The sequence below is a fragment of the Rhizobium sp. 1399 genome (assembly GCF_031455475.1).
In the GTDB taxonomy this organism is placed as follows: Bacteria; Pseudomonadota; Alphaproteobacteria; order Rhizobiales; family Rhizobiaceae; genus Rhizobium.
In genome coordinates, this window is the sequence record NZ_JAVDSU010000004.1 from 81,137 (window position 1) to 93,568 (window position 12,432).

At 57.2% G+C, this 12,432-nt stretch carries 13 protein-coding genes; 12 read left to right on the plus strand and 1 reads right to left on the minus strand.

What is annotated here, in order from left to right; genetic code table 11:
- Positions 1 to 34: 34 nt before the first annotated feature.
- Entirely contained in the window at positions 35 to 616 is a 582-nt protein-coding gene (locus J2X71_RS14705) for an NYN domain-containing protein (RefSeq protein ID WP_007820126.1), read from the minus strand.
- A gap of 297 nt (positions 617 to 913) precedes the next feature.
- Between J2X71_RS14705 and rpoZ the strand changes: the two genes are divergently transcribed.
- The 12 genes from rpoZ to J2X71_RS14770 all read left to right on the plus strand — a co-directional run bounded on the left by rpoZ (position 914) and on the right by J2X71_RS14770 (position 12,414).
- The gene (rpoZ, locus tag J2X71_RS14710; RefSeq protein ID WP_007820129.1) at positions 914 to 1,318 is read left to right on the plus strand and encodes a DNA-directed RNA polymerase subunit omega; all 405 of its coding nucleotides are present in this window, start codon (positions 914 to 916) and stop codon (positions 1,316 to 1,318) included.
- A gap of 159 nt (positions 1,319 to 1,477) precedes the next feature.
- Entirely contained in the window at positions 1,478 to 3,712 is a 2,235-nt protein-coding gene (locus tag J2X71_RS14715) for a bifunctional (p)ppGpp synthetase/guanosine-3',5'-bis(diphosphate) 3'-pyrophosphohydrolase (RefSeq protein ID WP_113325272.1), read from the plus strand.
- Positions 3,713 to 3,906: 194 nt separating this feature from the next.
- Complete coding sequence (locus J2X71_RS14720) at positions 3,907 to 4,056, plus strand: DUF3563 family protein (RefSeq protein ID WP_018115599.1); 150 nt, start codon at positions 3,907 to 3,909, stop codon at positions 4,054 to 4,056.
- Between the two features lie 145 nt (positions 4,057 to 4,201).
- Complete coding sequence (locus J2X71_RS14725; protein ID WP_310382805.1) at positions 4,202 to 4,792, plus strand: DUF2062 domain-containing protein; 591 nt, start codon at positions 4,202 to 4,204, stop codon at positions 4,790 to 4,792.
- 34 nt (positions 4,793 to 4,826) lie between these two features.
- Positions 4,827 to 5,234: a holo-ACP synthase gene (gene acpS / locus J2X71_RS14730; protein WP_310382806.1), complete on the plus strand. Its 408-nt coding sequence runs from the start codon at positions 4,827 to 4,829 to the stop codon at positions 5,232 to 5,234.
- A gap of 111 nt (positions 5,235 to 5,345) precedes the next feature.
- Entirely contained in the window at positions 5,346 to 6,089 is a 744-nt protein-coding gene (gene lepB / locus J2X71_RS14735) for a signal peptidase I (RefSeq protein ID WP_007820140.1), read from the plus strand.
- Positions 6,086 to 6,802: a ribonuclease III gene (gene rnc, locus J2X71_RS14740; protein ID WP_007820142.1), complete on the plus strand. Its 717-nt coding sequence runs from the start codon at positions 6,086 to 6,088 to the stop codon at positions 6,800 to 6,802. Before lepB ends, rnc begins: the two co-directional genes overlap by 4 nt.
- 8 nt (positions 6,803 to 6,810) lie before the next feature.
- The gene (gene era / locus J2X71_RS14745) at positions 6,811 to 7,749 is read left to right on the plus strand and encodes a GTPase Era (protein WP_310382807.1); all 939 of its coding nucleotides are present in this window, start codon (positions 6,811 to 6,813) and stop codon (positions 7,747 to 7,749) included.
- 253 nt (positions 7,750 to 8,002) lie between these two features.
- Positions 8,003 to 8,755, plus strand: coding sequence for a Crp/Fnr family transcriptional regulator (locus J2X71_RS14750; protein WP_310382808.1), 753 nt, complete (start codon positions 8,003 to 8,005; stop codon positions 8,753 to 8,755).
- Between the two features lie 50 nt (positions 8,756 to 8,805).
- On the plus strand, positions 8,806 to 9,027 hold the full coding sequence (locus J2X71_RS14755; protein ID WP_310382809.1) for a hypothetical protein: 222 nt from the start codon (positions 8,806 to 8,808) through the stop codon (positions 9,025 to 9,027).
- A gap of 192 nt (positions 9,028 to 9,219) precedes the next feature.
- A complete protein-coding gene (locus J2X71_RS14760; protein ID WP_310382811.1) occupies positions 9,220 to 11,055 on the plus strand; it encodes a methyl-accepting chemotaxis protein in 1,836 nt (611 codons plus the stop codon).
- 867 nt (positions 11,056 to 11,922) lie between these two features.
- Positions 11,923 to 12,414: a chemotaxis protein CheY gene (locus tag J2X71_RS14770; RefSeq protein WP_310383294.1), complete on the plus strand. Its 492-nt coding sequence runs from the start codon at positions 11,923 to 11,925 to the stop codon at positions 12,412 to 12,414.
- Positions 12,415 to 12,432: the final 18 nt, after the last annotated feature.

Here is a 12,432-nt window from a genome sequence, read left to right on the forward strand (position 1 = left end):
TGCCTGCAGCATTGCACTATTCGTGAATGAAGGTTTAGTCTTCGAAATCGCTGGCTGGCGCCACTTCGGCGGGACGCGGCGGACGTTCGGAAGGATCCCGGCCGATCTCGGCTTTCAGAGACAGAAGATCGATGAAGTGATCGGCCTGGCGGCGCAGATCGTCGGCGATCATTGGCGGTTGGGTCGACATGGTCGATATGACCGAAACCTTGCGTCCCTTGCGTTGCAGCGCTTCGACCAGATTGGTGAAATCGCCGTCGCCGGAGAAGATGACGAGATGGTCGACCGTTTCGGACTGTTCCATGGCATCGATTGCGAGCTCGATATCCATATTGCCCTTGATCTTGCGCCGTCCCATGGAGTCGGTAAACTCCTTGGCGGGCTTCGTCACGACCTTGTAGCCGTTATAATCAAGCCAGTCGATGAGCGGACGGATCGAGGAATATTCCTGGTCTTCGATAAGCGCGGTATAGTAGTATGCGCGCAGCAGATATCCACGTTTCTGAAATGCTTTCAATAGCTTGCGGTAATCGATATCAAAGCCCAGACTCTTGGATGCAGCGTAAAGGTTGGCGCCGTCTATGAATAGTGCAATTTTTTCGCGTGGGTCAAACATCGCTTACCAATCCAAAGAGAGTAATCGAAATCCATAAGCCACTAAGCCTAATAAAAACAGCGGCTTGCGGATGTGGCGTCGAGCTGTTCCGTACTTTATGAATTATTCATATATGAAAGATTTAGGGCACGATTCGGGATATTCCAAGCAACCCCCGGTGGAAATGTCATATTGTGCATGGAAATTTAGACCGGCTGCGGATAAAGGCGAGGGGACCCTAACGAAAAACTTGAATTTGCCCGGTTTTAATTGTATCGGGCGTGTTAATCCCGAAAAGACGACCGCAAAGGACAGGCAATGGCCCGTGTCACAGTAGAAGATTGCATTGACAAGGTAGAGAACCGCTTCGAGCTGGTTCTGCTCGCCAGCCATCGCGCCCGGCTGATTTCCCAGGGTGCGTCGATCACCATCGATCGCGACAACGACAAGAACCCGGTTGTGGCTCTGCGCGAAATCGCTGACGAGACCCTGTCTCCCGACGATCTGAAGGAAGACCTGATCCATTCGCTGCAGAAGCATGTGGAAGTGGACGAGCCCGAGCCCGATCCGGCAAGCCTGATCGCCGCCGGTGCAACGGCTAATGCCGACAGCGAAGAGCAGGACGACCTGCCGGAAACGATCACCTTCGACCAGATGTCGGAAGAAGAGCTTCTGGCCGGCATCGAAGGTCTCGTTCCGCCGGAAAAGAGCGACGATTACTAAGCGCATCCCTGGCCCTTGAACGGCCGGGGCTTCCTGCGCGGCAAAAGATCGACGATTACCAATCATCAATCTTGCGCCTGTAAAGCTTAGGCATAATATTGCCCATGTGTGCGCCAATCTGCGATTGGCGCGCTTTTATTTTATTGGAGTGGCTTTGGAATGATGCGGCAGTACGAGCTCGTGGAGCGGGTTCAGAAATACAAGCCCGATGCCAACGAAGCTCTGCTGAACAAAGCCTATGTCTACGCCATGCAGAAGCATGGGCAGCAGAAGCGAGCGAGCGGTGACCCATACATCTCGCATCCGCTCGAAGTGGCCGCCATCCTGACCGACATGCATCTCGATGAATCGACGATTGCAGTCGCCCTTCTGCATGACACGATCGAGGATACGACGGCGACGCGCGCCGAGATCGATGAACTCTTCGGCGAGGATATCGGCCGCCTGGTCGAGGGCCTGACGAAGATCAAGAAGCTCGACCTCGTCACCAAGAAGGCCAAGCAGGCGGAAAATCTGCGTAAGCTGCTGCTTGCCATTTCCGATGACGTACGCGTCCTGCTGGTCAAGCTTGCCGATCGTCTCCACAACATGCGCACTCTCGACCATATGTCCCAGGAAAAGCGCGCGCGCATTTCTGAAGAGACGATGGAAATCTATGCGCCGCTCGCCGGCCGCATGGGTATGCAGGACATGCGCGAGGAGTTGGAGGAGCTCTCCTTCCGGCACATGAACCCGGAAGCCTACGAGACCGTCACGAAGCGCCTTGAGGAACTGTCGAAGCGCAATGAAGGTCTGGTCAAGAAGATCGAGGCCGAACTGCGCGACCTGCTGATCGCCAATGGATTGGCGACTGCCTATGTCAAGGGTCGGCAGAAAAAGCCCTATTCGGTGTTCCGCAAGATGCAGTCGAAGTCGCTCTCCTTCGAGCAGCTTTCCGATGTCTACGGTTTTCGCCTCATCGTCGAGGATATTCCTTCCTGCTACCGTGCGCTCGGCATCGTGCATACGCGCTGGCGCGTCGTGCCCGGCCGCTTCAAGGATTATATCTCGACCCCGAAGCAGAACGACTACCGGTCGCTGCACACCACCATCGTCGGCCCGTCGATGCAGCGCATCGAACTGCAGATCCGCACCAAGCGCATGCATGAGATCGCCGAGTTCGGTATTGCCGCTCATACGCTCTATAAGGACGGCGCCACCAATGCCGATGGCGATATCCTCTCGCGCGAAAGCAATGCCTATTCCTGGCTCCGGCACACGATCGAGGCGCTCGCCGAAGGTGACAGCCCCGAAGAGTTCCTCGAGCACACCAAGCTTGAGCTGTTTCAGGATCAGGTCTTCTGTTTCACGCCGAAGGGCAAGCTGATTGCCCTGCCGCGCGGTGCGACACCGATCGACTTTGCCTATGCCGTTCATACCAACATCGGCGACACGACCGTCGGCGCCAAGATCAATGGCCGCATCATGCCGCTGGTGACCCGCCTCAACAATGGCGACGAAGTGGAGATCATCCGCTCCGGCGTGCAGGTGCCGCCGGCCGCCTGGGAAGAGATCGTCGTGACAGGCAAGGCGCGCGCAGCTATCCGCCGCGCGACGCGCATGGCGATCCGCAAGCAATATGCCGGTCTCGGCCACCGCATCCTGGAGCGCACCTTCGAGCGCGCCGGCAAGATCTTCTCGCGTGACGCCATGAAGCCGGCCCTCCACCGGCTGGGGCAGAAGGATGTGGAAGATGCGATCGCTGCCGTCGGCCGCGGCGAAATGTCTTCGCTCGACGTCCTGCGCGCCGTCTATCCCGATCATCAGGACGAGCGTGTCACCGTCAAGCCGGCCGGCGACGAGGGCTGGTTCAATGTCCGCAGCGCCGCGGGCATGATCTTCAAGATCCCCGGCAAGACCAAGGCCGATCTCGATGGCGAGCGCGCCTCCACCGAGAGCGATCCCGATATCGTGCCGATCCGCGGCCTCTCCGGCAATGTCGACGTCAAGTTCTCACCAACAGGCGCCGTGCCCGGCGATCGCATCGTCGGCATCATGGAAAAGGGCAAGGGCATCACCATCTATCCCATCCAGTCGCCATCGCTGCAGCGCTTCGATGATCAGCCGGATCGCTGGATCGACGTACGCTGGGATCTCGATGAGGCCAACAAATCCCGGTTCATGGCTCGCATCATGGTCAACGCGCTGAACGAGCCCGGCACGCTGGCCAAGGTGGCACAGACGGTCGCAAGCCTCGACGTCAATATCCGCATGCTGAACACGGTACGCGTGGCCGCCGACTTCACCGAAATGGTGCTGGAAGTGGAAGTCTGGGACCTGCGTCAGCTGAACCAGCTTCTCTCTCAGCTCAAGGACCTGGACTGCATCGCGACGGTCCGGCGCCTCTACGAGTAGAATTTATTAAAGTTTTGCCGATCGCAAAATTGCGCTTTGCATATTTTGTGATCATTTAATGGCCGAATCGGCATATTGAAACGGCAAGCCATGCGCCTTCTGCATGGCTGTGCTCCGGTTACAGCGCTAGTAATTAACCGATGCCGCGACTATCTTCTGGTCATCAAGAAATGAAACGAAGATGAGGCAAAGCAATGTTTGAACCGATCAGGAAATTCGCCCGCGCCCTTCGCGCTCCGACCGCTCAGGAACGTGAGATGGCATATCTCAACGGCTCGCATGACCGTATTGATCTTGAATATCGTCAGCGTCAGGTCGATCGCGGCATCTTCCGCAATCGCTGATCACTGATATATACTTGAAGTAAGGAAGGGGGCGTTATGCATGGTCCACGCCCCTTGGAAGAAAAGAAGAATAGGCGGCCTGTTTGTGAAGCGGTTCCATTTGCCGCTCTTGTCATGGCGGTGTGCACTGCACTAAATACGCGCCATGTTGTTTCGCCGTCGCAAGCCTGCGGGATTTAAGGAAAAGCTGCGAGAGCTCGTGTGGCCTCGCAAGGGTTTTCTGCGCCCGCCAAAATATCTCATGATGCGCGTCCTGCGCCTGACTGCCTCGCCGCATGCCGTTGCGGTGGGCGTCGCTGCGGGTGTCTTCGTTTCGTGGACACCCTTTATCGGCGTGCATTTCGTCATGGCCTTCCTCATCACCTATTTCCTGTCGGGGAATATGGTGGCGGCGGCACTTGGCTGCGCGGCCTTCGGTAATCCGCTGACCTATCCCTTCATCTGGGGCATCACCTGGGAAGTCGGTCACCTGCTGCTCAGCCGGCAGGACCAGATGGCCGGACAGACGATCGATCTCGCCGAGCTCTTCCACAAGCTGCATTTTACGGAACTCTGGAAACCGGTGCTGGAGCCGATGCTGATCGGCGCCATCCCGCCGGCGGCCATCACCTCGGTTGCGCTTTATGTACTGACATTCTACACCGTGAGGGGCTTTCAGGCGCGTCGCCGCGCCCGGCTGATGGAGCATACGCGGCTACGGCTCGCCGATCCCGCCACCGAGATGCCGACCGGTTGAGCCCGAAGCAGTTCTATCCCGAAAGGCCTCTCGCATGATCATCGGCATTGGCAGCGACCTCATCGACATCAGGCGCGTGGAGAAATCCATTGAGCGCTTCGGTGAGCGCTTCACGCATCGCTGTTTCACCGAGATCGAGCGCGCCCGCTCGGATCGCCGCGCCAACCGCGCCGAATCCTATGCCAAGCGCTTCGCCGCCAAGGAAGCCTGCTCCAAGGCGCTCGGCACCGGGCTTTCGCAGGGCGTTTTCTGGAAGGATATGGGCGTCGTCAACCTGCCGAGCGGCAAGCCGACGATGCAGCTGACGGGCGGTGCCGCCGCCGTCCTTGAGGCCATGCTGCCGGCCGGCCATAAGGCCGCCATTCATTTGACAATAACGGATGATTATCCCTTGGCTCAGGCTTTTGTGATCATTGAAGCGCTGCCGAATGCCGTATCATAGCGACACCTCGTCGCTTTTAATGCTGTCGTTATTGCCGCCACCGGCCGAAGCCGCTAGAGAGAACATCAGAAAGAAATGCGCCTTCATGGCGTCTTGAAGGAACAAGACTGCGTGTCCGAAAAAGTCGAAGCCAAGCCGAATGCCCTCTGGGAAAATATCAAGGTCATCATCCAGGCTCTCGTCCTGGCGATGGTTATCAGGACTGTACTGTTCCAGCCCTTTACCATTCCCTCGGGCTCGATGATGCCGACCTTGCTGGTCGGTGACTATATCTTCGTCAACAAATTTGCTTACGGCTATTCGAAATATTCGCTGCCTTTCTCGCCGGACATTTTCAGCGGCCGCATTTTTGGTTCCGATCCGAAGCGCGGCGATATCGTCGTTTTCCGTTTCCCGCCGAATCCTGAGGTCGATTACATCAAGCGCGTCGTCGGCCTTCCGGGCGATCATATCCAGGTCACAGACGGTATTCTATACATCAACGGCAAGCCGGTTCCGAAGGTGCCCGATGGTACCTTCAATTCCGACTACAAGCTCGATCCGGGCCAGGACGTGCCGGTGTTCCGCGAGACGCTGGATGATGGCAAGACCTATGACACGCTCGACCAGTCGCCGGTTTCGCGCGGCGACAACACCCGCGAGTTCATCGTTCCGGAAGGCCATTACTTCATGATGGGCGATAATCGCGACAACTCGCTCGACAGCCGCTTCGACGTCGGCTTCGTCCCGGCGGAAAACCTTGTCGGCCGCGCCAGCGTCATCTTCTTCTCGCTGGGCAACGATACGTCCTTCCGCGAAATCTGGAAATGGCCGACCAACATGCGCTGGGACCGTCTCTTCAAGGTTGTTGAATGAGCAAGGCGCAGGCGCTCTCAGCGGCGGACCGCGCAAAGCTTGAAAGCCTGATCGGGCATGAATTTGCCGAGAAGGAACGTCTGGATCGCGCGCTGACCCATGCCAGTGCGCGCACCGACAAGGGCAATTACGAGCGGCTTGAATTTCTCGGCGACAGGGTTCTCGGGCTCTGTATCGCCGAGTTGCTGTTTCGCACCTTCGGTGCCGCGACCGAAGGCGAGCTTTCGGTGCGGCTGAACCAGCTCGTCAGCGCCGAAACCTGCGCGGCAGTTGCCGATGAACTCAATCTCCACCTCTATATCCGCACCGGCGCCGACGTGAAGAAACTGACCGGCAAGCGCATGATGAACGTGCGCGCCGATGTCGTCGAAAGCCTGATCGCCGCGCTCTATCTCGATGGCGGCCTGGAGGTCGCCCGACGCTTCATTCTGCGCTATTGGGAGGGCAGGGCGGTGCGCGCCGATGGCGCCCGCCGTGATGCAAAGACCGAATTGCAGGAATGGTCGCACGCCAAATATGGCGTCACACCCGTCTACCGGGTTGAAGAACGCAGCGGACCGGATCATGATCCACGCTTCAAGGTGACTGTAGAAGTCGCTGGCGTTGCACCGGAAACAGGCATAGAGCGCTCTAAGCGCGCCGCAGAACAGGTCGCCGCGACGAGAATGCTCGAGCGCGAAGGCATTTGGCAGTCGACATCTGCCGGAAATTGACGGGATCAATGACAGAAGAAAACGAAATGGCGGCCGAGAGCTCCGCTGAAAGCAATCCGACGCATTCCGGCTTCGTCGCCCTGATCGGCCCGACCAATGCCGGCAAGTCGACGCTGGTCAACCGCCTCGTTGGCGCCAAGGTGTCGATCGTCAGTCACAAGGTGCAGACGACGCGCGCCATCGTGCGTGGCATTGCCATCCACAACAACGCGCAGATCGTCTTCATGGACACGCCCGGCATCTTCAAGCCCCGCCGCCGCCTCGATCGCGCCATGGTCACATCGGCCTGGGGTGGCGCCAAGGATGCCGATCTCATCATGCTGCTGATCGACAGCGAACGCGGTCTGCGCGGTGATGCCGAAGCCATTCTCGAAGGCCTGAAGGATGTTCCCCAGAGGAAGATCCTCGTTCTCAACAAGATCGACCGCGTCAACCGCGAGTTGCTTCTGGCGATTGCTGCCACCGCAAACCAGAAGGTTGAGTTCGAGCAGACCTTCATGATCTCGGCCGAGAACGGTTCAGGCTGCGACGATGTGATGGATTATCTGGCAAAGACCCTGCCGGAAGGCCCCTGGTATTATCCGGAAGACCAGATCTCCGATCTGCCGATGCGCCAGCTCGCCGCCGAAATCACCCGCGAGAAGCTTTTCCTGCGCCTGCATCAGGAGCTTCCCTATTCCTCGCATGTCGAGACGGAAAAATGGGAAGAGCGCAAGGATGGCTCCGTGCGCATCGAACAGGTGATCTATGTCGAGCGCGACAGCCAGAAGAAGATCGCACTCGGCAAGGGCGGCGAAACGATCAAGGCGATCTCATCGGCGTCGCGCCGCGAGCTGGCGGAAATCCTTGAACAGCCAGTCCATCTCTTCCTGTTCGTCAAGGTGCGTGAGAACTGGGGCGATGATCCCGAGCGCTTCCGTGAAATGGGCCTCGAATTTCCGCGCTAAGGCATGTCGCGCAAAAGTGTGCAGCGGTTTCGCGACAACGACATGCGTAAAACAAAGACTTAAAGCGCGGCAAGCGAATCTGAAAGATCGCGACACGCTTTAGTTTGACAAGAAAATTGACAAGGGGCACTCAGCCCTTTGTTTTTTTATAAAAATCGCTGCCTGTTCCAAGGAACAAATCAGCTTGGCTGCGCATTGATCTGCCAACGGCGCTGCACCCTGCAGCGCCGGTTTTTGCGACAGCAGGGACAAGATGGCGACGGCAAAACCCACCCATTCCTTCAAGACGCCCTGCGAGCAGTGTCCGTTGCGGCCATTGCCGCATTTCCGAGAGTTCAGCCGCGACGAACTGGAATTCGTTTCGACATTCAAAAGGGGCGAACTGGCCGTCGATGCCGGCGCGACCATCCTGGTCGAAGGTGCCCACAGCGCCCATCTCTTTACAGTGCTCTCGGGCTGGGGCTTCCGCTACAAGATGCTGGAGGATGGTCGCCGGCAGATCCTGAACTACATCATGCCGGGCGACCTGATCGGCTTGCAGGGTACGATCATGGGCGAGATGCAGCATTCGGTGGAGGCCCTGTCGCCGGTGACGCTCTGCGTCTTCGAGCGCGACAAGCTGATGACCCTTTATAACAAGCACCCTTCGCTTGCCTTCGATATTACCTGGATCGCGGCGCAGGAGGAGCGCATTCTCGACGAACACCTGTTGAGCATCGGCCGTCGTACGGCACTCGAAAGAGCCGCCTATCTCATCGCCTTCCTGTTTGAACGCGCAAGGAAGCTCAACCTTTTCAACGGCCGCAATGTCATCCCGATCACGCAGCAGCATATTGCCGACACACTTGGTCTTTCGATCGTTCACACCAACAAGACCCTGAAAAAGCTTGCAGGACGCAACCTGATCCGTTGGCAGGAGCGCGGCTGCGACGTGCTGGACGGGGAGGGGCTGATGCAGGTGGCCGGCTGGGAAGGGCTGCGCGAAGGAAAGCGCCCTTTCATCTAAGGCTTGTTGAGATTCAGGATTCCCATTTTGATTGGGCCTTGGGCAACCCCGTGCGTTTCGTTGTGCTGCCGGGGCAGCGGTTCGATACAGTCGGCGTCGCAGCCCTCATTGACGGTGTCGAATTCGATGGCATGATCGCCGACAAGGCATTCGACAGCAATCACATCATCGCCGATCTCAACGAACGCGGCGCAAAGATGGTCATCTCACAACATCCAAGACGGGCCTCGCGAGGCCACACTTCGGTGCGTCGGGCTGTATCCCCACCCTGATTCGCAGTCAGCGCCCGAATGCAAACCCTGGATAGCAGATAAGGAGACCTTGCTATGTGTCGTTTGTAAGCAGAATAGATAATCCAGCCAGCAAGGGCTGGATCGAATAAAGTTAATTCTAAATTAGCAAATCTGGCGAATTCTTGCAGCTATCCGATCCGCGCGGTCGCCCTTTTGGAGCTGGAGACCTGAATGAAGCGCCCAAGTGTCAAGCAAGCCCTTATTGCCGTTTTATCCGTCATCTGTGCCTTCCTGGTTGTCTTGTCCTACAATTCTCTCAGCACGATTTCGACGCTGAACGACAACACCCAGCAAATTGGCAGCTTCTGGATGAAACGTCTGGTCACTGCCAGAGATATCAAGGGAAACTTCTCCGATCTGAAGTTGGCTTACGCGCGCTACCTATTGGAGGCGTCACCAGAAAAGCGAGCCGCGGGAGCGAAGCTGGTTGACGACACGAATTCTGCGGTCAAGAGTTCGATCGATGAATATGTGAAAGGTGTCCGCACCGAGCGAGGCCGCGAGCTGATCAATCAGGTCAACTCCGAGCTTAAGAAATACGACGAGCTTGCCGACCACATGGTCCAATTGCAGGATAGCGCGAGCGGAGCCGAAGCTGCCAGTCTCTTCCGCGAGAGCATGGAGCCGCAATCCGATCTGGTGAGCCAGAAGATTGCAGATCTGGTGGCCTTCATTTTGAGTCAGACCGAATCATATGTCGCCGCAAGTAGCGCCACGGCAAGCTACGCGTTCACAGTTACAGCACTAATCGCAACTCTCGCAATCCTAGTCGCCTTGGCCGGAACAATATTTGCCGTGTTCGGTATCGCAAACCCGATACGCCGGATCGCCTCTGCCATGAAGATCTTGTCCGACGGCGATCTGGGAAGCGCTATTCCTTACGCCGGCCGCGCGGATGAGATTGGCGCGATGGCGGCAGCAGTGGAGGTGTTCCGACAGAACGCGATAAACGTTCTTCGATTGGAGCAGGAGGCATCGGCATCGCGGAGCCAGTCAGAGGCGGCTCGTACCGCAGCACAGGAGCGTGCCGAGAGAGAAGCGGAACAACTGAGGTTTGCGACAACAACGTTAGGCGATGGATTAAGGCGTCTGGCAGGCGGCGATGTCTCCTTCCAGCTGGCGGAGCCTTTCGCCTCGGCGTACGAGCAGTTGCGCGAGGATTTCAACGCTTCGCTCAAACAGCTCGGTACGACGATCAGTGCTGTGCTGAAGACTGCGCACAGCATCGATAGCGGAACGCGCGAAATCGCGTCCGGCGCGCAAGACCTTTCCAAGCGCACGGAGCAGCAGGCAGCCTCTCTGGAAGAGACGGCAGCAGCCCTCGATGAGATTACCGCCAATGTTACGACAGCCTCCAAGCGGACCGACGAGGCTCGCAATGTCGCACACGAAGCTAATGTCAGTGCGGAACGTTCCGCTTCAGTCGTGTCAGAAGCCGAACAGGCGATGAGGCGAATCGAGGACAGCTCGGAGCAGATCTCCAACATCATTAGTGTCATCGACGAAATCGCGTTCCAGACAAACCTGCTGGCACTGAACGCAGGCGTCGAAGCAGCCCGCGCCGGGGAAGCCGGTAAAGGCTTTGCAGTTGTCGCTCAAGAGGTTCGCGAGCTCGCACAACGCGCGGCAACAGCGGCGAAGGAGATCAAGGGTCTCATCGAAAAGTCCTCTGCCGAAGTCGGCACCGGCGTGAGACTGGTTCTTGAGACGGGTCAGTCGCTGAAATCGATCAGTGACCATGTGTCTCGGATCAATCAGCTGATGGAGGCGATCGCGACGTCCGCGCGAGAGCAGTCCACGGGACTTGGCGAAATCAACACCGCCGTCAACCAAATGGATCAATCCACTCAACAGAACGCGGCGATGGTCGAACAATCCACCGCAGCGGCCGCGTCTTTGTCGAGTGAGGCGAGCAGGCTGCGTGATCTAGTTAACCAGTTTCATCTCGACAGCAACCCCGGCCAGACCGCTGCGATGAGAACGACTGTACGGATCAGAGCAGCGTAGTGGTGGCTTCTTGACTGCGTCGTCAAATACAGGCCGTAGCAGCAGACACGCCATTGCTCCGGGCGTTACTTCAGCTGGGGATGGAGCGAGGTAGAATTGTGGCTACCTCGGACGCCGCGCAGGCTTCAGATGGCCCGCTTTCAGATCATTAGCCGCTCGCTCACGTCAAAGACAGCCGCATTATCTGTTGCGCAGACGGACGTTCTATGAATCACATTCAGTCTTCAACGGAATCTGGTGGGCTATGTGAGGTCGGCCGAGTATGACGGTGTTCGTGTCCCTTCAGGGCCACCGCAATGCCGCGATGCGGTGATTGAATTGGCCGGATTATGCCTGCGATACCATCTCCAGCTGACACAAGGTACGTGTAGTAAGCTCTCAATTTAAGCCAATGGCTCGGCAGATCCTCCTCGTTCTAACCTTCGGGGCGCAAAGATCGTCATCTCACAACATCCAAGGCGGGCCTCGCCGCTGCCGCCCGACGCCGAACTCTACAAATGGCGACATACGATCGAGAATTTTTTCTGCAAACTCAAAGAGTTCAAGTGCATCGCAATGAGATCGGACAAAACCGACCAGAGCTTCTCAGCCATCATCTATCTGCTCAGCAGTGATCAATTCCCGATGAATCTCAACAGGCCTTAGAGCATGTCGCGCAAAACTGTGCAGCGGTTTTGCGACAACGACATGCGGCAAACAATAACTTAAAGCGTTGCGAGCGGATCTGAAAGATTGCGATACGCTTTAGAATCTCTCCTGGTCGGATTGGTCAGCCTTGATGTCTTTTTTAAATGCAAATTGGCGTCAGAGAAAATACAGTCACGTCATCTTTCCTCCGACTTTCGTTTTTATCGACCGGAGACAAAAATGTGGCTATTCAGTTATGGTGGGCAACCACCGTCAACGGTCCAGGCGGGGTACCGACGGAATGATGTTTGCAAAAAGGCCGAAGCGCTGCAATGTTTGCGCTTCACGAGGGGCATGGAGATCATGAACGCAAGAACCCGTGTTCTGGTCCTGGAAGACAGTCTGATCATCGCGATGGAGGCGGAGGACATCCTGCGTCTCGTTGGTGCTGATACTATCGATATTGCCAATAGCGTCGATCAGGCCAGGGACGCAATCCAGGTCACAGATTACGATTTCGCGCTTCTCGACGTGAATCTGGGAGAGGCGATGAGCTTCGATTTCGCGCGCGATCTGTCGCTGGCCAATATTCCGTTCGGCTTTGTCAGCGGCTATTCCGATACGCTGGATTTCCCGACCGACCTTCAGGACGTGCCCCTTCTCGTCAAGCCTTTCGACGAGAATGCAATGCGTGACTTCCTCCAGAAGCTTTTCCCGTCGCCGGCGGAATGACAGCGACCTAGCCTTGCT